This is a genomic window from Phytobacter sp. RSE-02, assembly GCF_040578655.1.
In the GTDB taxonomy this organism is placed as follows: domain Bacteria; phylum Pseudomonadota; class Gammaproteobacteria; order Enterobacterales; family Enterobacteriaceae; genus Phytobacter; species Phytobacter diazotrophicus.
This window is the reverse complement of sequence record NZ_JBEULY010000005.1, coordinates 313,053-332,997: the sequence shown is the minus strand read 5'-3', so window position 1 is coordinate 332,997 and position 19,945 is coordinate 313,053. Positions and strand designations below refer to the sequence as shown.

Here is a 19,945-nt window from a genome sequence, read left to right as displayed (position 1 = left end):
GGATAAGGCATTACGCCGACATCCGGGACATTCCGACGATTACAGCATCCGGTTACCTTTCCTCGTTAACCCAAATCCGCATCTCCCCTTCGCCGCGATTTGCCCAGGAGAACCATGGAATAAAGGTCAGCGTCTGCGCCTGACGTTCGCCTGGCGTTTTGTCATAACGCCACAGGGCCTGCTGCCCCGCGTCAGCCGCTGTTTGTTTATAGCCCTGCGCCTGAATCAGCATTTTATGGGCGAAAATCCCCTTACCCTCAAAAAGGGTGAATGTCGCCTGCGGTGAGAGCCACAGATTATGCAGCTCTTCCCCGTTGTCCGCCTGCTCCAGGCAGTAAACCAGCGGCCCGCGCTGAATCGCCACTTTACCCGCCACATGACGCAGCAGCGGATTGCCATAAACCCGGCGTACCGGCATTGGCAGGGTGAGCGTCAGGGTATCGCCCTCCTGCCAGCGGCGCTGAATGTGCAAATAGCCTTTACGGACATCGCTGGCCACCTCCGCGCCGTTCAGCGTGATGTGCGGATCGGCGCACCAGTCCGGCAGACGCAGCGCCAGCGTGTGGTCAACCGCCTGCGGTGACTCAATGGTAATAGTGACCTGCTCCTGCCATGGATAGTTGCCGCTGACCCGCAGCCGCAGCGCCTGGCCGCCCACCGGGATCTCCACGCTATTGCCAACGTAGAGGTTGATATAGAGCGCATCCTCGCGCGGAGTGTAGAGATAATGGCCGAGCGAGGTGAGCACGCGGGCGATATTCGGCGGGCAGCAGGCACAGCCAAACCAGCGCTGACGAACCGGTTTCACATGGTCATAGATATGGTTGAATTTCAGCGATTTCGGGTGCACTTCCAGCGGGTTAACGTAGAAGAAGTGCTTCCCGTCGAGTGCCATGCCGCCGAGCACCGTATTGTAGAGCGCACGCTCCATCACATCGGCGTACTGGCTGTCGGCCTCCATCTCCAGCATTCTGCGGGCGAACATCATCAACCCAATGGAGGCACAGCTTTCGGCATACACCGTGTCGTTGGGCAGATCGTAATCGCTGCTGAACGCCTCGCCGCTGCTCTGCGAGCCGATGCCGCCGGTGATGTAAAGCTGGCGCTGCGCCATATTGTTCCACAGCCGCAGGCAATCCTGACGCTTCCCTTCGTCCAGGCTTAAGCGCGCCAGGTGGGCCACGCCGGTCATCAGGTAGACGAAGCGTACCGCGTGGCCGATAGCCGTTTGCTGTTCGGCTAACGGCTGGTGTGCCTGACTGTAGGCTTTATCTTTGACCATCCAGGCCGGGCCGTAGTTATGCCAGTAAGAGGTCCGCCCGCGTTTTTCATATTCGACATCGTAGAAATGCGGCTGCGTGCCACGCTGCTCAACAAAGTAATTCACCAGCGCCAGATAGCGGGGCTGCTGAGTAACTTCGTACAAACGCATCAGCGCCAGTTCGATCTCCGGATGCCCTGGATAGCCGTGCAACTGCTGTTCACCGGGGCCGAAGACCGAATCGATATGATCCGCCAGGCGACAGACCACCTCCAGCAGACGGCGTTTCCCGGTGCCCTGAAAATAAGCCACCCCCGCCTCAATCATATGCCCGGCGCAATAGAGCTCATGGCATTCGGCCAGGTTGGTCCAACGGTCCTGCGGCGCTTTGACCGTGAAATAGGTGTTGAGATAACCATCGTCACACTGGGCTGCGGCGACCAGCTCGATCACCTCATCGGCAGTCTTCTCCAGTTCCGCATCCGGCTTCTGGCACAGTGACCAGGCCACCGCTTCCAGCCACTTGGCGACGTCGCTGTCCTGAAAGACCATGCCGTAAAACTCCCCCTCCTGCAGCCCGGCGGCGATACGAAAGTTTTCAATCGCATGGCTGGGGTCGGCTTCGGCGATACGGTCATTCAGCGCATCCCACTGGTAGGGAATAACAACCTCGCGCACCAGTTGTTGATACTGGCCGAGAAACGCATCGCTGACTTTCAGTTTGTGCAGATCGACTTCCATTACAGACTCCTTAAGACTGAACATGACGCTGGCGCAGATCGGTGGCAATACGCGCCATCATGGGATTGTTGAGCTTGCAGGCGCGGATAGCGAACGCCAGCAGCAGGTGGAACAGGGCAGGCAGCAGCGTCTCCATTGCGGTGATGCCTTGTAACGAGGCGGGTGTCTGATTTCCTGCGCCGGGCTGATAGGCGACGAAAACGAACACCAGGCTGATGATGACGGCGCTGGATGCCCACGCGAGCTTGATGCAGAAGAGGTTGAAGGCGAAGTTCATACCGGACGAACGCACGCCGGTCTTCCACTCGCCGTAATCATCGGCGAAGGCCATCAGTGAGAAGTGCAGCGGCAGGGTAAAGCCGAGGATCACGCCATTGCCCAGAATGACCGCCAGCCACAGGGTCTGCCAGGCCGGTCCGGTAGGCAGGAGCCACATCATCACCGACAGCGCGGCCAGCACGAGGTTGGTGTAGTAGTAGAATTTCACCGTGTCGAAGCGTTTTGACAGCGGGTTAACCAGCACCGAGCCAAGAATCGAGGCAAAGGTCACCATGGTGAAAAATAGCGAGGTATAACCGGTGCTGCCTTGCAGTACATAGGTGATGAAGTACATGTAGCCGCCGCCGCGAATGTTAAACACATTGATCAGCAGGAAAGACATCAGCAGCATCAGTAACAACTGGTCGTTTTTACGCAGCCCCGCCAGATGTTCATACAGGGTGAATTTACCCATCGTCGACAGCGGCACCCGTTCGCGTACCCAGAAGAAACAGCACAGGAACATCACCACGGCGATGGCGCACAGCACGCCGACACCAAGTTGATAACCCTGCGCGGCATTCCCTTTACCCAGCGAGGAGACCAGCCACGGCAGGCCAACTGAGACCAGAAAACCCGCCACGCCACAGAGCACAAAACGCCAGGACTGACAGGAGATCACTTCGCTATGACGCGTGGTCATCGTATTGATCAGCGCGCAGTAGGGTACGTTGATGGCGGTATAACCCACAGAAAGCAGAAGATAAGTGCCAAACGCCCAGGCAATTTTCACGTTCATGCTGGCATCGGGGACGGTGAAGGTCAGCACGCCGATAATGCCGATAGGCAGGGCAATCCATAGCTGCCAGGGGCGAAAACGGCCCCAGCGACTTTGGGTGCGGTCAGCAATGATCCCCATTACCGGGTCGGATATGGCATCGAATACACGTAATGCCATAAACAGTGTGCCGACCAGCGCCGGGGTTAAGCCAAAAATATCGGTATAAAAAAAGGTCAGGAAATTCATGATTAAGCAGGTAATTACCGTTCCGCCTGCGTCACCCAACCCATAGCCTATTTTTTCACGTACGGATAATTTATCGTCCAGCGCTTTTTGCGCTGAATCGGTATTGGAAATTAATGTTGAAGTCATGGAAAACGCCTCACGGATATTCCAAAAGTAACCCGCTTATTTGCAGATTTTGTTGTGTAGTTTGCAAAGTACGTTATTTATTTTGCATTGAATTGACCACACAACAAGGGAAGGGAAAAGTACAAAAAGATGACGATTCCGACCTGATGCGTAAAGTGTGATTTTGATCCGGCGCGGGGCTTATATTTCGTTAATAATCAAAAACTAGATGCAGTGTAATGGCTCTCCTGTAGCGAGAATTGACATATTTATGCTTGAATTATCCATAACATTTCCGCTTCGTGTGCAAAATGGCGGCTTATTTATCTCGCGCGGTGTGGGAAGCCATCCGTCACGGACTCTGCATTCCTGGGAGGTGATTTTCGTCGAAAAGGGGACATTAACGATCCGCGAAGAAGAGAAACTCTTTACGGTTAATGCCGGCGAAACACTTTTACTCTGGCCGCAGCGACGACATGTCGGTGTAGGGGAATTTCCGGCAGATCTTAAATTCTACTGGCTGCATTTTGAATTAACGGCTGCGGTGGAAAAAACAGGACAAAACAGTGTGCTTATGTTGCCGCAACATACAGCTTTAAATGATCCGCAATATATGACGGCGTTATTTCGCCAGTTTTTACATGAGCAGGAAAATGTCCATCGCAGCGTGGCTATGGAATGTATTTTGCTGCTGATTCTGCAACAAATATCGGCCTCTGCGCTCAGCGAGCGTGCCGTGGATAATCCGGGAATGGCGCTCGCCTGGAAAGCCCGGCAAATGATTGGTACGCAATTTCATCTGCCGATTTCGGCCTCGACGCTGGCAAAAGAGCTGCACTGCAACGCCGACTACCTGGGGCGGGTGTACCGGCGCGCCTTTCGTCTGACACTGACCGAAGCCATTCATCGCCAGCGGGTACGGGCGGCGGAAAAATTACTGATCAGCGACTCGTTATCGTTAAAAGAGGTGGCGGGGCAGTGTGGGTTTCATGATGTGGGCTATTTCCGGCAGATTTTTCGCAAACACACCGGGCTGACGCCCGCCGCATGGAAGCGGCGGTATTGTAAGGAGCATATTAATTCGGGGTAAGAATGGGGCGCTGCGCAGTATTTTCCCCTCACCCTAACCCTCTCCCCAGAGGGGCGAGGGGACCGATCGAGCCGAGGCCTTCTGGCCTTTCTCCCTTTCCCTGTGGTAGAGGGCCGGGGTGAGGGCATCAGACCGCAGAGGATTACTGCCCGTAGTAGGCGTTCGCGCCGTGCTTACGCAGATAGTGCTTATCCAACAATTCAGACTGCATATCCGGCAACTGCGGCGCCAGTTGCCGGGAGAACAGGCCCATATAGGCGCACTCTTCCAGCACCACCGCGTTGTGCACCGCATCCGCCGCGTTTTTGCCCCAGGCAAACGGGCCGTGGGAGTGGACCAGCACGGCCGGAACCTGCATCGGGTTCAGGTCGCGCGCTTCAAAGGTCTTGATGATCACTTCGCCGGTTTCGTATTCATACTCGCCGTTGATTTCCTCGGTGGTCATCAGGCGCGTGCAGGGAATGGTGCCGTAGAAGTAGTCCGCGTGCGTAGTGCCCCAGGCGGGCAGATCCAGGCCCGCCTGCGACCAGATCGTCGCGTGGCGGGAGTGGGTATGCACAATACCGCCAATCTCCGGGAAGCGACGATACAGCGCCAGGTGCGTTGGCGTATCAGAAGAGGGTTTTTTACTGCCGTCGACCACGTTGCCAGTGGCGATATCCACCACCACCATATCCTCGGCTTTCATCACCTCGTACTCCACGCCGGACGGTTTAATCACCATCAGTTTGCGGGTTTCATCGACGGCGCTGACGTTTCCCCAGGTAAAGGTGACAAGCCCGTGTGCGGGTAGCGCCAGGTTTGCCGCCAGCACCTCGGCTTTCAGTTGCTCTAACATACGAATCCTCCTTCCTGCATACGGGCTTCAATCCAGCGACGGGCCTGGATGATCTCCAGCACTGGCTCTTTGGCTTTTTCGGTCCACATCTCAATCAGAAATGCGCCGCGATAATTCAGGTTCTGCAACGTGCTGAACACATTGACGAAATCCACACAGCCTTCGCCAAACGGCACATCACGGAACTGACCAGGGCTGGTTTCGGTGACGGGCTGCGTGTCTTTCAGGTGAATAGCTGCGATACGGTCGATACCGAGCGCCAGCTCTGCCGGTACGTCGTTACCCCAGGCGCTGAGGTTGCCCACGTCCGGGTAGACGGTGAACCACGGTGAAGCGAGCATCTCGTCCCATTTTTTCCATTTGGTAATAGAGTTCATAAACGCGGTATCCATGATCTCCACCGCCAGCATGACCTGTGCGCCTGCGGCCTGCTCAACGGCCCACGCCAGCCCTTCGGCGAAACGCTGCTGGGTGCCCGCGTCATGCTCTTCGTAATAGACGTCGTAGCCCGCAAGCTGAATGGTGCGGATACCTAAGTCACGCGCCAGTTTGATGGCTTTGGTCATGATGTCGCGGGCACGTTCGCGCACGGCGTCATCGCGGCTGCCGAACGGGAAGCGACGATGGGCGGAAAGGCACATCGACGGAATCGACACATTGGTTTCCAGCATCGCTTCCACTAACGAGGCGCGCTGGGCGGTGGTCCATTCGAGTCGCGAGAGGCGCTCGTCGGTTTCGTCGACGGACATTTCCACGAAGTCGAATCCGCAGCTTTTAGCCAGAACCAGACGCTCCGGCCAGGATAAGTCTTTCGGTAACGCTTTTTCATAAATACCTAACGGATGGTTGCGCATGTTTACGCTCCCCAGATGTCGTGGATGCGGGCGTGGAATTCTTCGGCGACCTGCTGCGGATTCGCCGCACCAGACAGCGCGCGTCCGGCAATGAACGCCTTCACATTGATCTCTTTAAATAACGGCAAATCGGCAGGGGTGATGCCGCCGGTAATGGAGAGTTCGAGACCAATATCGGACAGCGCTTTCATGCGTGCCAGGTCCGCTTCACCCCACTGCTGGCCGCTCGCCTGCGCGTCACGACCACGGTGGTAAATGGCCTGACGCACCCCGGTGTTGTACCAGTCGCGGGCATCGTCGAAGGTCCAGTTACCAAACAACTCAATCTGAATTTCTCCCCCGCGTGCGGCGGCAACGGCATGGCCTTTTTCGATGGTAGCCAGCGGTGCGGCACAGATAATAGTCATCCAGTTTGCACCTGCGTCCAGCGCCTGCTGGGCCAGAGTTTCACCGGCATCGGCCACCTTCCAGTCGGCAACGATGATTTTCTCCGGGCACTGGGCGCGTAAGGCGCGCACGGCATTTAACCCTTCACTGAGGCAGAGGATGGTGCCCGCTTCCACGATATCGACGTGATCTTTTAGCAACGCAACGTCGCGCTGGGCGGCGACAAGGCTGGTGTGGTCGAGCGCCAGTTGCAGTAGTGGTCGGCTCATAAAGAGTGCTCCTTAATACGGGCATGAAAGCCCTGAAGTGCTTCAATTAAAATCTGGTAACGGTGATATTTGCGCTGGTAGGCCGCATGGGCGTTCATGTCCGGCGTCAGGGTGTGCATCTCGTAGTTGAGCGTCTGCTGGGCATCGCTAAAGTTCTGATAGACGCCGGTGCCGACCAGTGCGGCGATGGCCGCGCCAAAGCAGCCGGTCTCTTCCACCTGCGGCAACTCAACGGGCAGGCCGCTGACATCTGCGAGCATCTGCATCCAGACTCTGGAATGGGCCGGGCCGCCGGTGACGCGCAGGGCGCGCACGTCGGTAAAGCGCTCGCGCATGCGGTTGAGGTGCGTCATATGGCTGAACACCACCCCTTCGTAGACCGCCTGCAACAAGTGCGCGCGGGTATGCAGCGCCTGCATGCCATAAAAGCCGCTGGTCATGTCGAGCCCGGCGTTGCTGCCATACAGGAAAGGTAAGAAGAAGACATCGCTGGCGGCTTTCGGCAGGCTGTCGACGAGCTGATTGATCTCAGAAAAGCTGATATCGCCCCACTGCGCGGTCAGCCATTCGAGGTTGCCGGACGAGGTGGGGCTGGCTTCGTGCACGATGTATTGCCCGTCATTGACGTAGCGGCCATACACATAGGGATGCGCTTCGTTGTCGCGCAGGCCCTCGGCAATACCGCTGGTGACAGCCCAGGTGCCCATTACGGCATTGAGCGTGTATTCGTCTTTCAGACCGGCGCAGATCGCGGTGGAAACCACATCAAACAGACCGCCCACAACGGGTGTTCCCGCTGCGAGACCGGTAATGGCGGCTGCCTGAGCGGTGATTTCCCCGCTGATTTCTGCAGAACCCACAATCGGCGGCAATGCGGGGTCTATCTCGCTAATGCCCAGCCATTGTGTCAGGCAGGGGTCATACTGCCCGGTGGTCATATGGTAGAGGTTGGATTCAGAGATATTGCTCTCTTCACACCCCTTCACGCCGGTCAGACACCAGCGCAGGTAGTCGTGGCCCATCATTACGCAGCCAATCTGTGCGTAACGTTGCGGCTCGTTTTCTTTTACCCAGCGCAGCAGCGAGGCCGGGTGCCCGGTCCACAGGGTCTGGCGCGTTAACGGGTAGAGCTTTTGCGGAATGCCGTCCTGCTGCCAGCGTTTGACGATTTCCATCGCGCGGCGGTCGGAAGAGAGGATCGCGGTACCCAGCGGCTGGTCATTTTTATCAAGTAAAAACAGCCCCTTGCCCTGAGCGGAGATGCCCACGCCCTTAATGTTTTCGCCGCCAATGCCAGTACGTTGCAACAGGCGGGAGATGGTTCCCGCGCAGTGCTGCCACAGTTCCACCATGTCGCGCTCTGCCCAGCCCGGTTGCGGGCTAAGGGTGCGAACGGACTGGCGTTCAATAGCAAATTCTTTACCCTGGCTGTTGTACAGTCCTGCTTTCAGATAAGTACCGCCACAATCGATACCCAGCCAGAAGGTCTCTTTTTCACTCATCTTTTTGTCCTGTTTTTTCACCCTCTCCCCGTGGGAGAGGGATGGGGTGAGGGCATCAGACCGCACGTTTGGCCGTATTCGTCGCGCCCACGCTCGGGCTGTTGGCATCACACTTCGCCGGCAGCAGCAGCGCCATCAGCGCGGCAATCGCCAGAGACACCGCCAGGCAGTAGACGCCCGCATCTTTGCTGTACATGGTGATCAGCACACCCACGGCATACGGACCGCAGAAGCCACCCAGGTTACCCAGGGCGTTGATCACGCCGCGTGCGCCACCAGCCATTTCCGCGCTGAACAGACGAGCAGGAATGGTCCAGAACACCCCGGCAGCGGACTGCAGGAAGAAGCCACAGCCAACCAGTGCGGCATACGACAGCCAGATGCTCTCTTTCAGGGTGACGGAGAGGAACATGCAGGTGGCGAAGCCAATCAGTGGCAGGGAGACGAACAGCTTGCGTTTACCGGTACGGTCGGACAGAGAAGAGAACAGGAACATCCCGGCGATAGCGCCAACGTAAGGCAGAATGGCAAGCATCCCGACCTGGCCCATGCTGGTGTGGGTCAACTCTTTGAGGATGGTGGGCAGCCACAGGGTGTAGCCGTAAATCCCGGTTTGATAGAAGAAGTTCAGGGCAATTAACTGCCACATGGTACGGTCAGACAACACCGCGCCCAGCGAGGCATTGACCACGGTTTTACCCGCAATGGCACGCTGCTCAGCGGCCAGGGTTTCCACCAGATATTTCTTCTCGGCTTCGCTAATCCAACGGGCTTCCTGCGGACGGTCATACACGGTCAGCGCCCACAGCACCAGAACAACCAGTGACAGCAGACCTTCGATGATGAACAGCCAGCGCCAGTCGAGTGCGGTAATGATCCAGCCGGAGAGCGGGGCGGTGATGATCCCGGCAATCGGGACGAACATAATGACGATGGCATTTGCGCGACCACGTTCGGCATCCGGGAACCAGTTGCTGATCATGGTGAGTACCACAGGCAGCATGCCGCCTTCCGCCACACCGAGCAGGAAACGCAGTGCTAACAGTTGATATTGGTTGGTGACAATACCGGTAAGCACAGAGATGACCGCCCAGGCGACCAGTGACCAGCCGATGAATTTTTTACCGCTGCCGTGCACGGCGATTTTCCCGCCCGGTACCTGCAAGAAGAGGTAACCGAGGAAGAAAATACCGCCAGCCAAACCTGCCATGGTGGCGGTAATGCCTAAATCCTTGTCCATCCCGCCAGGCATTGCGAATGCGATATTCACGCGGTCCATATAAGAAATAATACACGCGATAAGAATAGGGGGAATAATTCTTAACCAGCGTTGGCGCGGAATATCCGCAGATGTAGCGTAAGAGGAAGTGTTCATATTAATCTCTCGTTAAAAGTAACAGGCCTTGCGATTAAATTGACGCTTTATATTTATTGTCTGGCTTTGTTTAACGCGGTAATGCCATCGCGTAATATGGCTATGCGATGATTCGCATCAGCATTAGCATCAATTTCCAGCAACTTAATACCGGCAAACTGTAATTTTGCTGTGTCAGCCACATTAAATAATTCTTTAGCACTTTCTACCGTGAGCAGGCTTTCCGGGCAGAAAGGGGCGAAAGGCGTATGCAGGTCAGTCCATTCACCATACGGCCCTTCGGTGGCGGTGCCGGAGAACATCAGCGCCCCCAGTTTTCCTGCGGCTTTCACCGCCTGAGTATGTTCCAGCGGCAGGGTGGTATTACGCCCTTCAATCGCGGAACGCGCCCAGTTAATGCACACATCAATGTCGTAACCGGCGAGGGTATCCAGCACGTTTTCCAGCGGCAGGAAACCTTTGCGCGGTGCGGGCTTGTTCATGGCGTCGCAGTGTTCCAGTACGAGCGAGCATGACCAGTCCCAACTGGCGATTTCTTTGATGGAGCGGGCAAACGCATCGGTTGCCTGTGCCACATCAGCGTTACCGCCCAGCGGCGCAGCCTGCAGCTCCAGCGATGTCACTTTATTGGCGAAGCGCTGGTTTACCGCATTGATTTTGTTCAGCAAATGACGATGGAACTCGACGCATGCCCGACGTTGTTCTTCATCGCTGGAGGCCAGACCGAAGGCCAGATTGCCGCCGCTGCGACGACGCATGGTCTCCGGGATCGCGGTGACCACAATCTGCCATTCGCCCGGCGTGTGCCGGAACAGCCACTCATCGCCATAAGCGTGCAGGTTTTCGTGGCACGGCTGCTCCAGACCGCGAATGTGCGGCGTATCCGCGAGTAAACGCCAGAATTCCTTCTCTTCCTGTTCGCTTTTTTGGTGAAACGAAGGCGCGCAGGGGTATGCGCCGATAATATAACCGGCGTCATTTGTTTTCATGTTTCGCTCCTTTTATTTATCAGGTATCGATAAATAAACAACGGATTAATTCAATGCGGAAACCGCAACTTTAACGACTATTTTTCTGATCGCTGTTTCTCTGTGTTTATTACAGGCAGGACGATGAACATCCTGCGGAAAAAATATGGCGTAATTCCCTGGTACCATTTCAATCAACGATTCGTTGTCACTGTCGTGATAGAAAATAATATCGCGCTGCTCAAGTAATTCTTCGCTCACCACGTTATTGCCGGTATCAATGGCGACACCGATTTGTTCTTCGCCGGAATATAAATACTGAATATCGAGATAACGGCGATGCACTTCCGGGCGCAATTCATCGTGAGGGCGAGTGGTCAGATCGAGGATCTGCGCGTAAATCGTGCGCCCCTCAATTTCCACCACGCCCGGCTCCAGCTTGCTGAAATCCGTGGTGCGCAGGAATTCCAGCGCCTTTTCAATCGCTGCCGGATACCGGCAGGCGTTGGGTTGAGAAATATGTCCATAAATCATGATGATAATCCTTACAGCGACTTGATTTTCGCCCACACGCTGTCGTCAACGGTGATACCGTTGCGGCGGTTTTCTTCCAGCAGACGCGTAAATTCATGGCCCGGCAGACGCACAGGGACATTTTCATCGGCGCGTTCAGCGGTCGTGATGTAATCCATGATGCGTTGCAGCTTGGCATCACGGGTGGCGCCGTCGATCAGTTTGTCCACTTCGATGGCGATAAAGACCTGCGAAATGTTGAACTCGTCGCTGTTGTCTTCGGTGACGGCGGCCACGGAAGAACCATCGGACAGCAGGGTGGCGATCATATCCAGCACGATAGAGAGGCCAGAGCCTTTCCAGTAGCCCATCGGCAGAATGCGGCGGTTTTTCTCAATCGGCGCCGGGTCTTTGGTCAGCTTACCTTCGTCGTCAAAGCCACCCTCAACCGGCAACTGGCGGCCCGCCAGGCGGTTCACTTCCAGCATGCCGTAGGAGAACATCGACATGGACATATCCACCATGGTGATCGGCGTGGACGGAATGGCAACGATCAGCGGGTTAGTCCCGATACGGCACTCTTTCGCACCCCACGGCGGCATAACGGCGATGGAGTTGGTCCAGCAAATACCGATGTAGCCTTTCTCCGCAGCCTGCCAGCCGTAGCTGCCGCCGCGCATCCAGTGGTTAGCGTTACGTACCGCCACCAGGCCGATACCGTGGTCGGAGGCCAGTTCAATCGCACGGTCCATCATCTTTTTCGCGGTCAGGTTGCCGATAGAACGCTGGGCATCCCACTGTTCAATCGCCCCCAGCGACGTGATGCGTTTTGGCAGCGCATCCGGAATGATGTCGCCATTTTCCAGTTGCTGGATAAAGCGCGGGAAACGGTTTACGCCGTGTGAATAGACCCCTGACTCGGTGGTGCGGGCAAACATCTCCGCACAGGCATCGGCGGTTTCTGCCGCCACACCGCGTGCCAGCAGGACACGGTTAAACTCATTTTTAAGATCAGAAAAACTCAATAACATACGCTTTCTCCATCACATCTTAGTTTTACATAGTGGAATGGCATTCCACTAAACTATGTTGGGTTGTGAAAACGCGCCGGCAGGGCCGGTGCGCTTCGGTATTAATCCTGTTTATCCCTGAATACGGGAGGGGGCGATGGTCACCCGGTAAAGCGATGTGGTCGCGGTAATAAACAGCGTATTTCCGTCAGGCCCACCAAACGTGCAATTAGAGACGCGCTCAGGGACGGGAATCGTTTCCAGCAGCGTCCCCTGCGGCGAGAAAATCAAAACGCCGGTCTCGCAACTACAGAAAATATTCCCCGCCGGGTCAACGCAAAAGCCATCCGGAATACCCGGCGCAACCTGGGTGACCACGTGAGAAAATACCGCGCTATCGCCGTCGAGACGGTAGGCGCGAATTTCCCGGCGGCCCTGCGTCGGAAAATCAATAATCGACATATCCGCCACGTAGAGCCATTTATCATCCGGCGAGAAGGCCAGCCCGTTAGGGCGCTGAGTATCGCTGATGGCGATCGTCGCCCGCTTGTCCGCTTCATCAAAACGATAGACGTAGCAGCCGATGACCTGGCTTGCCGCGCGATAACCCTCTTCGTCGCCGACGATGCCGTAGGGTGGGTCGGTAAACCAAATCGACCCGTCCTGGCGCACTGCGATATCGTTGGGCGAGTTGAAACGCAGCCCGTCGATTTTGTCCACCAGCAGGGTGTGATTCCCCTGCTTATCTGTCCGGCTGATACCGCGACGGCCATGTTCGCAGGTTAACAAACGCTCTTCGTTATCCAGCGCGTTGCCGTTGGCAAAGTGGGACTCAGCGCGAAACACACTGACGCCGTTTTGCGCACTCCAGCGGTACATCTTGTTGCCCTTCACATCGCTGAAAATCACGCTCTGCTGTTCTGCCAGCCACACCGGGCCTTCCGCCCAGATGGCCGGAGAACACAGGCGTTCAAAACTGCCCGCGACGGCTAACATCTCACTTCACTCCCCAGATGGCTTTGTAGTGATCGCGATACTGGTTACCCGGATCGAATTCATTGTTCTGGCCACCGTCGGCGCTGATGTTTTCTTTGGTGACCAGGTGCGCCGGGGTGACATAGCCAGAAGGTTGTTTACCGGCGAAGGCACGGTTGAACTCATCCAGTAACTGCCAGCCGTGCAGTTTCAGCGGCTCTGGCACGGTCGCGACTTGCGCTTTGCCATCGCGTACGCGCTGATAGGCGGTAACGGAACCGTCGCCTGCTGAGATGTTGTACGGCGGCTTGCCATCCGTGCCTTTACCCGCGGTTTGCAGGGCCGGGGCCATAAAGTCGAAGTACAGGTCGTTGATGGCCAATGAGTATTCGAACTTATCACCATATTTTTGCATCAAGCTGTAGGTCATGCCCGGCATGCGGTTAGAGGTGTCGGCAAGCGGGGTATCGATAAATTCAACCACCTGGCAGCCGCTGCATTGCTCAATCACTTTCTTCATCGCGTTGGCTTTATCCAGAGCGATTTGGTAGAGCGAGTCGGTGAAAATCAGCACCTTTGCCGTGCCGTTGGATTTCGCGACGGCGTAGAGTGCCGCCATGCGTGACACTTCGTTAGAGTCGGAGGTCACGTTGTAGAAAATGTTGTAGGCCGGAACCGGACCCGGTGCCGGAACAGCGTGCCATGCGGTCAGTACAATGCCCTCTTTCACCGCTTTTTTGAGCGGGATTTTGGCGACGTTCGGGTTCCAGCCACCGATCACGATACCGTCCGGTTTGCGGGCAATCGCCTGGTTCAGCGCCGCCAGTTGGTCTTTTACCGAACCCGCACCGTCCAGCACGTCGAGTTGCCAGCCCGCGATTTTTGCTGCTTCTTCAAGCCCCTCTTTAACGCCCAGCACGCCGCCGTTTTTCATGTCAGACGCGATGAAGATAATCTTTTTGTTCGGCTGTAACGCCGGGCCCTGCGTTGGGCCATCCCACACGGTGACAGGCGCGGTCGCTTTGGCAATCGCCGCCTGCGCCTGCTGAACATAGCTGTCATCGGCCAGGGCGAAACCGCTTGCCATCATCAACCCGGCAGCCAGACAGCATTGAACTATTTTGTTATACATTTTCAGTTCCTTACGCGAGAGTCATTGGGTAACAGAGGAGCCCGGTGCGGTCGTTTGAGCACGCTGCACCAGTTTTTTATTTAATGCCCGGCGGCGCTGTGCATAACCGGCCAGGGTAATCGACAACAGTAGCGTCGCACCGTTAAACAGCGGTTCGACCCAGAATGCGCCGCCAAACTGCTGAATCCCGGCGATACCAATCGCCAGTACCGCAATCCCGACCACCGTGCCCCAGACGTTCACGCGCCCCGGACGAATAGTGGTACTGCCAAGGAACGCCCCCACAAGGGCAGGCAGCAGATAGTCCATGCCGACGCTGGCCTGGCCCACGCCCTGCTCGGCGGCAATGATCACCCCGGTAAACCCGGTTAAGGTGCTGGAGGCGATAAAGGCGCCGATGGTGTAACGGTTAACGGCGATGCCGTTGAGCGCAGCCGCGACCGGGTTACCACCCACCGCATACATGCAGCGACCAATCGGGGTGTGTTCGGTGATGATCCACAGCACCACGGCGGCAAACAGGACATAAAAAGCCACCACCGGAATGCCAAACAGGTCTGAATGGTGCAGGGCAATAAAGGCGTCCGGTAAGTCGCCGACAATCTGCCGTCCGCCGGAGTGCCAGAGCGCGATGGCGTAGAGCACGGTGCCGGAGCCGAGCGTAGCCACGAAGCTATCGATGTCGGCCAGTGCCACCAGAATGCCATTCAGCAGGCCATACAGCGCGGAGAGCGCCAGCACGATGGCCACGGCCACTGGCCAGGAAAAGCCATATTCCACCTGCAATGTGATGGCGAGGATGTGCCAGAGCACGATGCCAAAGCCAACATTAAGATCAATTTTCCCGACAATCATCGGGATAGTCGCCGCCAGCGCCAGCAGCGCGATTTTCGATTTACTGTCGAGAATGGCCTGTAAGGTCAGCAGTGAAGCGAATGAAGGCGTCGTCAGCGAAAAAACGATAACCAGTACCACGCAGATCACGGGCAGGCCGTAACGGGTGGTTAATTGTCCAAGCCAGGCGGCGGCACCGTGTTCATGAAGCGATACGCGTGATTCCAGGGCCGTCGATTTCATTGATGTTTTAGCCATAACTAACGCACTCCGACTTAATGTAGTGTGCCGCTGCCTGACGCCAGTTCGAGCAATCTGGCGAAGGTGACATCCTGGTTGAGAAGCTCGCCGACAATCTGCCCACGGTTAAACACCAGCGCCCGGTTGCAGATATGCGCCACCTCTTCCAGGTCATTGGAGATGACCAGAATGGCGACGCCATTTTGCAGCGCCTGATTGAGCAGGTCATAGATTTCCGCCCGCGCGCCGACATCAACGCCCGCGGACGGGTCTTCCAGAATGAGCAGTGGAGCATTCAGAGAAAGCCAGCGCGCCATCACGACTTTTTGTTGGTTGCCGCCGGACAACGCGCTGATTTCAATGTTGATCTGCGCTGGCCGGACATCGAACTGGCGGATTTTTTCCCAGCTCATCGGCGCTTCGCTTTTTTCGTTATAGCGGGACAGCGGGGCGTGACCGTGTTTACACGGGTTCATAAACAAGTTTTCACGCACCATCATGCCCGGAATCAGACTTTCATGAAGGCGATCGCCTGCGACAAAAGAGACGCCCGCAGACATCGCCTCCCCTGGTGTTGTCGCCGTAAACGGCACGCCATTTAATGTGATTTGCCCGCTTTCCTGCGTACGGCAGGCAAACAGCAAACGTCCAATCTCTTCCTGCCCGGCACCACGCAGACCGGCGAGCGCTACCATCTCACCGGCACGAAGCTCGAAAGAGACGGGGCCGGTATCACCCACTTTGACGTTGTCCATCTTTAACAGCACCGGCGCATCACCGTCGGGTAACGCCTGGCGCTGGTCGTCACGCAGACTTTCGCCAACAATCAGTTCGACCAGACCACGCAGGGTGTAGTGGTCGATATCACCGCCACCTGCATAGCAACCATCGCGCATGGCGCAGACGGAGTCGGCCATCTCCATCACCTCATCCAGACGATGGGTGATATAAATCATGCCGACCTGTTTTTCCCGCAGGATGTTCATTACCCGGAACAGGTGGCGAACATCGTCCGCGGGAAGGGAGGCCGTCGGCTCATCAAGCACCAGCACCGAGGCATCTACCGCTACCGCACGGGCTATTGCCAGCAGCGATTTTTCAGTGCGGGAGAGGTCGAACACGCGGTCATCCGGATCAAGCTGAATGCCGATATCTTCCAGCGCTTTTTGCGCCTGACGGCGTGTTGCCGCCCAGTCAATCAGCCCAAAGCGACGGGGAAAACCCATCACCAGCGCCATGTTTTCCGCGACAGTCATCCACTCCACCAGACCTAAGTCCTGATGGATAAAGGCAATAGGCTGCTCGTTGCCCCGGCGCAGCGCGGCGGCAGAATCCACCGGCTCACCGCGAAACAGGATTTCGCCACCGTCGCGGGAATAGACACCGGCCAGCACTTTGATCAGCGTGGATTTGCCCGCACCGTTCTCCCCCAGCAGCGCCACAACCTTGCCCGGATAGATATCCAGGCTGACGTTGTTGACCGCCACATTTCCCCCAAAGCGCTTAACGATATGGCGCATGGATAACAAAGGAGATAACACTGCTGCTTCTGCCATTTAAGATGACCTCCCACCGAGGGAATGAGAACGTTGTGCGACCTGTAAATTTCACTATGCGAAATCTGATTTCAAATATAGCGATCATAATTTGACAAAGCAATTGCTGGATATATTTTTGAAGTGTAATAAAATCAATTGATTACAAATTTTCTGTTCAGATCGTGAAGTGAAACACACTTTGCGCTACCATCAGGTCGCCACAAAAAGGAGGCGAAAGCGATGAACACCAAAGAGAGTGAAAACACGCAGGAGAAAGAGAGGCCGGCAGGAAGCCAGAGCTTGTTTCGCGGTTTGATGTTGATAGAGATACTGAGCAATTACCCGAACGGTTGTCCGCTGGCGCATTTGTCCGAACTGGCGGGGCTGAATAAAAGTACCGTGCACCGATTGCTGCAAGGGCTGCAATCCTGTGGCTACGTGACCCCCGCGCCCGCTGCCGGGAGTTATCGCTTAACCACAAAATTTATCGCTGTCGGACAAAAGGCGCTCACGTCGCTGAATATTATCCATGTTGCCGCGCCGCATCTGGAAGCGCTGAACCTGGCGACCGGGGAAACCATCAATTTCTCCAGCCGCGAAGACGATCACGCCATTCTGATTTACAAACTGGAACCGACGACGGGCATGCTGCGTACGCGCGCCTATATTGGTCAGCATATGCCGCTGTACTGCTCGGCGATGGGTAAAATCTATATGGCCTTCGGTCAGCCCGATTATGTGAAAGAGTACTGGGAGACGCATCAGGAACAGATTCAACCGTTGACGCGTAATACCATTACCGGCCTGCCCGCGATGTATGATGAGCTGGCGCAGATCCGCGAAACCAGTATGGCGATGGATCGTGAAGAAAATGAGCTGGGCGTCTCCTGCATTGCCGTCCCGGTGTTCGATATTCACCACCGCGTGCCATACGCCATCTCTATTTCGCTTTCTACATCACGCCTGAAACAGATTGGCGAGAAAAACCTGCTCAAACCGCTGCGTGATACGGCGCAGGCTATCTCTAACGAGCTGGGATTTACGCTGCGCGTGTAGGCAGAAGGCCAGATGTGATCAGGCAAATGAACGATTTACCCGCTTTCCCCATCGGGATCAAAGCGAAGACGGTTCATTCTCTGGCACTCTGAACGGAATTTTTCTGTATCAGGGGTGTGGAGAATGAACCGTTTTATACTTGCGGATTCGACCAAATGTATCGGCTGTCGTACCTGTGAAGTCGCCTGTGTGGTCTCACACCAGCAGGATCAGGATTGCGCGGCGATCTCCCCGCAAACCTTCAGCGCACGGATTCGCGTGGTAAAAACCGGCTCTTTTTCCACGGCGGTTACCTGTCGTCACTGTGAAGACGCCCCATGCGCCAATGTTTGCCCGGTAGGAGCCATCAGCCGGGTCAATGGCGCGGTGTATGTGGAGCAGACGCTGTGCATCGGTTGTAAGAGTTGCATGCTGGCCTGCCCGTTCGGCGCCATGCAGGTGACGATGGAAAATGACCAGGTACAGGCGCAAAAATGCGATCTGTGTCTGCACCGTGAAACCGGACCTGCCTGTGTGGAAGCCTGCCCGACCAGCGCATTAGCCTGCATCGATCCCATCAGGCTGCGACAAAGCCGCCTCAACAGTCATTTAGCGTAACGTATTGACGTTTCTGGTTAAGAGATGCCAGGAGGAGGCCCTCATCAAGAGGGCCGGATTGCTGATTACGCGTGCTCACGCCAGGCGATTTCAATTTCCTCGGCGAGGATTTTCACGCCGGCTTCGATTTTTTCCGGGTCTGGCACATAGTTCATGCGCATACACTGGTGCGTGTGCGGCCATGGCTTATCCAGCCCAGGAAAGAAATAGTCGCCGGGGACCATTAACACGCCGCGCTTTTTCAGACGCTGGTACAGCAGCTCGGTCGTGATCGGCAGGTCTTTAAACCACAACCAGAGGAAGATGGCCCCTTCGGGCTTGTGGATCAGGCAGCGCTCTTCCGGCAGATAGCGGCGAATAATCGCGATCGTTTCCTGCACACGCTGGTAGTAAAACGGCTTAATCACGGTTTCCGACAGGCGCAGCAGATCGTTGCGCTTAATCATTTCGCACATCATGGCCGGGCCAATACCGCCCGGTGCGAGACTGATAATGCCGTTCATATTACGGATGGCGGATATCACCTTGTCGTTGGCGATGATAATACCGCAACGGCTTCCCGGCAGGCCCAGCTTCGACAGGCTCATGCAGAGGATAATATTCGGATTCCATAAAGGCCGCGCTTCGCTAAAAATAATGCCCGGGAAGGGGACGCCATAGGCGTTATCAATAACCAGCGGAATGCCGTGTTGATTAGCCAGCGCATCCAGTTTGATCAGCTCTTCATCGGTAATGACGTTACCGGTTGGGTTGGTCGGGCGCGATACGCAGATCATCCCGGTCTCTTCACCGATGTGCAGGTGTTCGAAATCGACATGGTATTTGAACTGGCCGTCCGGCAGCAGTTCGATATTCGGGCGTGCGGAGACAAATAAATCTTCTTCCAGCCCGGAATCGGCGTAGCCGATGTACTCAGGCGCTAATGGAAACAGCACCTTACTGGTGGTTCCGTCGGCACGGCGACCAGCAAACAGATTGAATAAGTAGAAAAACGCGCTTTGGCTGCCGTTTGTCAGTGCAATATTTTGTGGTTCAATGTCCCAGCCCAGTTCATCGCGCAGCATGCTTGCCAGCGCCGTCAGCAGTTCGGTCTTCCCTTGTGGGCCATCGTAATTACACAGCGCATCAGTGGCTTTGCCGTTTTCGACCATTTCTGCCAGCAGATTATGGAAGTAGTCGGTCATCGCCGGAATTTGCGCCGGGTTACCGCCGCCGAGCATGATGGCGCCCGGTGTGCGCAGGCCATCGTTAAGGTCTTCCATCAGGCGGGTGATGCCAGCGTGACGGGTAAATTTGTCGCCGAAAAGTGAAAATGTCATAGCTGATGTTCTGTCGGGCCGATTTTAAAAATGGCTAACCATAGCGCTACATACCC

General features: G+C 56.0%; 18 protein-coding genes. 3 read left to right on the top strand and 15 right to left on the bottom strand.

The annotated features are described in order from the left end of the window. Positions 1 to 52: 52 nt before the first annotated feature. Together ABU190_RS13930 and ABU190_RS13925 are read right to left on the bottom strand one after the other, a co-directional pair. Positions 53 to 2,026 (bottom strand): glycoside hydrolase family 127 protein, encoded by a 1,974-nt coding sequence (locus tag ABU190_RS13930; protein WP_354691635.1) that lies wholly within the window; start codon positions 2,024 to 2,026, stop codon positions 53 to 55. Then, entirely contained in the window at positions 2,013 to 3,413 is a 1,401-nt protein-coding gene (locus ABU190_RS13925) for an MFS transporter (RefSeq protein ID WP_354691634.1), read from the bottom strand. Before ABU190_RS13925 ends, ABU190_RS13930 begins: the two co-directional genes overlap by 14 nt. 250 nt (positions 3,414 to 3,663) lie before the next feature. Between ABU190_RS13925 and ABU190_RS13920 the strand changes: the two genes are divergently transcribed. After that, a complete protein-coding gene (locus ABU190_RS13920; RefSeq protein WP_271849235.1) occupies positions 3,664 to 4,482 on the top strand; it encodes a helix-turn-helix domain-containing protein in 819 nt (272 codons plus the stop codon). A 142-nt stretch (positions 4,483 to 4,624) separates the two neighbouring features. Here the strand turns inward: ABU190_RS13920 and araD are convergent, their stop codons facing one another. From araD to ABU190_RS13860, 12 genes are all read right to left on the bottom strand, one after another. Beyond that, the gene (araD, locus tag ABU190_RS13915) at positions 4,625 to 5,320 is read right to left on the bottom strand and encodes an L-ribulose-5-phosphate 4-epimerase (protein WP_354691633.1); all 696 of its coding nucleotides are present in this window, start codon (positions 5,318 to 5,320) and stop codon (positions 4,625 to 4,627) included. Beyond that, positions 5,314 to 6,174 carry an L-ribulose-5-phosphate 3-epimerase gene (locus ABU190_RS13910; RefSeq protein WP_354691632.1) on the bottom strand — a complete coding sequence of 287 codons (861 nt, stop codon included), beginning with the start codon at positions 6,172 to 6,174 and terminating at the stop codon, positions 5,314 to 5,316. Before ABU190_RS13910 ends, araD begins: the two co-directional genes overlap by 7 nt. 2 nt (positions 6,175 to 6,176) lie before the next feature. After that, entirely contained in the window at positions 6,177 to 6,830 is a 654-nt protein-coding gene (ulaD, locus tag ABU190_RS13905; protein ID WP_039080155.1) for a 3-keto-L-gulonate-6-phosphate decarboxylase UlaD, read from the bottom strand. After that, positions 6,827 to 8,332 carry an FGGY-family carbohydrate kinase gene (locus ABU190_RS13900; RefSeq protein WP_354691631.1) on the bottom strand — a complete coding sequence of 502 codons (1,506 nt, stop codon included), beginning with the start codon at positions 8,330 to 8,332 and terminating at the stop codon, positions 6,827 to 6,829. The genes ulaD and ABU190_RS13900 overlap by 4 nt, the downstream gene beginning before the upstream one ends. 55 nt (positions 8,333 to 8,387) lie before the next feature. Further along, complete coding sequence (locus ABU190_RS13895) at positions 8,388 to 9,707, bottom strand: MFS transporter (protein WP_296414924.1); 1,320 nt, start codon at positions 9,705 to 9,707, stop codon at positions 8,388 to 8,390. Between the two features lie 53 nt (positions 9,708 to 9,760). After that, complete coding sequence (locus ABU190_RS13890) at positions 9,761 to 10,696, bottom strand: DUF4862 family protein (protein WP_354691630.1); 936 nt, start codon at positions 10,694 to 10,696, stop codon at positions 9,761 to 9,763. A gap of 45 nt (positions 10,697 to 10,741) precedes the next feature. Then, positions 10,742 to 11,209, bottom strand: coding sequence for a YhcH/YjgK/YiaL family protein (locus ABU190_RS13885; protein WP_354691629.1), 468 nt, complete (start codon positions 11,207 to 11,209; stop codon positions 10,742 to 10,744). An 11-nt stretch (positions 11,210 to 11,220) separates the two neighbouring features. Beyond that, complete coding sequence (gene yiaK / locus ABU190_RS13880; RefSeq protein ID WP_039080160.1) at positions 11,221 to 12,219, bottom strand: 3-dehydro-L-gulonate 2-dehydrogenase; 999 nt, start codon at positions 12,217 to 12,219, stop codon at positions 11,221 to 11,223. A 111-nt stretch (positions 12,220 to 12,330) separates the two neighbouring features. Beyond that, positions 12,331 to 13,194 (bottom strand): SMP-30/gluconolactonase/LRE family protein, encoded by an 864-nt coding sequence (locus ABU190_RS13875; protein WP_354691628.1) that lies wholly within the window; start codon positions 13,192 to 13,194, stop codon positions 12,331 to 12,333. A 1-nt stretch (position 13,195) separates the two neighbouring features. Then, positions 13,196 to 14,263, bottom strand: coding sequence for a substrate-binding domain-containing protein (locus tag ABU190_RS13870; RefSeq protein WP_223878814.1), 1,068 nt, complete (start codon positions 14,261 to 14,263; stop codon positions 13,196 to 13,198). Between the two features lie 63 nt (positions 14,264 to 14,326). After that, positions 14,327 to 15,397 (bottom strand): ABC transporter permease, encoded by a 1,071-nt coding sequence (locus ABU190_RS13865; RefSeq protein ID WP_071195054.1) that lies wholly within the window; start codon positions 15,395 to 15,397, stop codon positions 14,327 to 14,329. Positions 15,398 to 15,414: 17 nt separating this feature from the next. Continuing rightward, complete coding sequence (locus tag ABU190_RS13860) at positions 15,415 to 16,935, bottom strand: sugar ABC transporter ATP-binding protein (protein WP_039080163.1); 1,521 nt, start codon at positions 16,933 to 16,935, stop codon at positions 15,415 to 15,417. A gap of 222 nt (positions 16,936 to 17,157) precedes the next feature. Here ABU190_RS13860 and yiaJ point away from each other — a divergent pair, with 222 nt between their 5' ends. Both yiaJ and ABU190_RS13850 read left to right on the top strand, forming a co-directional pair. Beyond that, entirely contained in the window at positions 17,158 to 17,973 is an 816-nt protein-coding gene (gene yiaJ / locus ABU190_RS13855; RefSeq protein WP_039080164.1) for an IclR family transcriptional regulator YiaJ, read from the top strand. Between the two features lie 123 nt (positions 17,974 to 18,096). Continuing rightward, positions 18,097 to 18,570: a 4Fe-4S dicluster domain-containing protein gene (locus ABU190_RS13850; RefSeq protein ID WP_071195052.1), complete on the top strand. Its 474-nt coding sequence runs from the start codon at positions 18,097 to 18,099 to the stop codon at positions 18,568 to 18,570. Between the two features lie 65 nt (positions 18,571 to 18,635). Here the strand turns inward: ABU190_RS13850 and avtA are convergent, their stop codons facing one another. Further along, positions 18,636 to 19,889 carry a valine--pyruvate transaminase gene (gene avtA / locus ABU190_RS13845; RefSeq protein ID WP_039080166.1) on the bottom strand — a complete coding sequence of 418 codons (1,254 nt, stop codon included), beginning with the start codon at positions 19,887 to 19,889 and terminating at the stop codon, positions 18,636 to 18,638. Positions 19,890 to 19,945: the final 56 nt, after the last annotated feature.

Excerpts from the sequence above, each read along its gene's own strand:
- ABU190_RS13850 (WP_071195052.1), top strand. The coding sequence starts at position 18,097 with ATGAACCGTTTTATACTTGCGGATTCGACCAAATGTATCGGCTGTCGT.
- ABU190_RS13870 (WP_223878814.1), bottom strand. The coding sequence starts at position 14,263 with ATGATGGCAAGCGGTTTCGCCCTGGCCGATGACAGCTATGTTCAGCAG.
- ABU190_RS13895 (WP_296414924.1), bottom strand. The coding sequence starts at position 9,707 with ATGAACACTTCCTCTTACGCTACATCTGCGGATATTCCGCGCCAACGC.
- ABU190_RS13910 (WP_354691632.1), bottom strand. The coding sequence starts at position 6,174 with ATGCGCAACCATCCGTTAGGTATTTATGAAAAAGCGTTACCGAAAGAC.
- ABU190_RS13900 (WP_354691631.1), bottom strand. The coding sequence starts at position 8,332 with ATGAGTGAAAAAGAGACCTTCTGGCTGGGTATCGATTGTGGCGGTACT.
- avtA (WP_039080166.1), bottom strand. The coding sequence starts at position 19,889 with ATGACATTTTCACTTTTCGGCGACAAATTTACCCGTCACGCTGGCATC.
- ABU190_RS13875 (WP_354691628.1), bottom strand. The coding sequence starts at position 13,194 with ATGTTAGCCGTCGCGGGCAGTTTTGAACGCCTGTGTTCTCCGGCCATC.
- araD (WP_354691633.1), bottom strand. The coding sequence starts at position 5,320 with ATGTTAGAGCAACTGAAAGCCGAGGTGCTGGCGGCAAACCTGGCGCTA.
- yiaJ (WP_039080164.1), top strand. The coding sequence starts at position 17,158 with ATGAACACCAAAGAGAGTGAAAACACGCAGGAGAAAGAGAGGCCGGCA.
- ABU190_RS13890 (WP_354691630.1), bottom strand. The coding sequence starts at position 10,696 with ATGAAAACAAATGACGCCGGTTATATTATCGGCGCATACCCCTGCGCG.
- ABU190_RS13920 (WP_271849235.1), top strand. The coding sequence starts at position 3,664 with ATGCTTGAATTATCCATAACATTTCCGCTTCGTGTGCAAAATGGCGGC.
- ABU190_RS13860 (WP_039080163.1), bottom strand. The coding sequence starts at position 16,935 with ATGGCAGAAGCAGCAGTGTTATCTCCTTTGTTATCCATGCGCCATATC.
- ulaD (WP_039080155.1), bottom strand. The coding sequence starts at position 6,830 with ATGAGCCGACCACTACTGCAACTGGCGCTCGACCACACCAGCCTTGTC.
- ABU190_RS13865 (WP_071195054.1), bottom strand. The coding sequence starts at position 15,397 with ATGGCTAAAACATCAATGAAATCGACGGCCCTGGAATCACGCGTATCG.
- ABU190_RS13930 (WP_354691635.1), bottom strand. The coding sequence starts at position 2,026 with ATGTTCAGTCTTAAGGAGTCTGTAATGGAAGTCGATCTGCACAAACTG.
- ABU190_RS13885 (WP_354691629.1), bottom strand. The coding sequence starts at position 11,209 with ATGATTTATGGACATATTTCTCAACCCAACGCCTGCCGGTATCCGGCA.
- ABU190_RS13925 (WP_354691634.1), bottom strand. The coding sequence starts at position 3,413 with ATGACTTCAACATTAATTTCCAATACCGATTCAGCGCAAAAAGCGCTG.
- yiaK (WP_039080160.1), bottom strand. The coding sequence starts at position 12,219 with ATGTTATTGAGTTTTTCTGATCTTAAAAATGAGTTTAACCGTGTCCTG.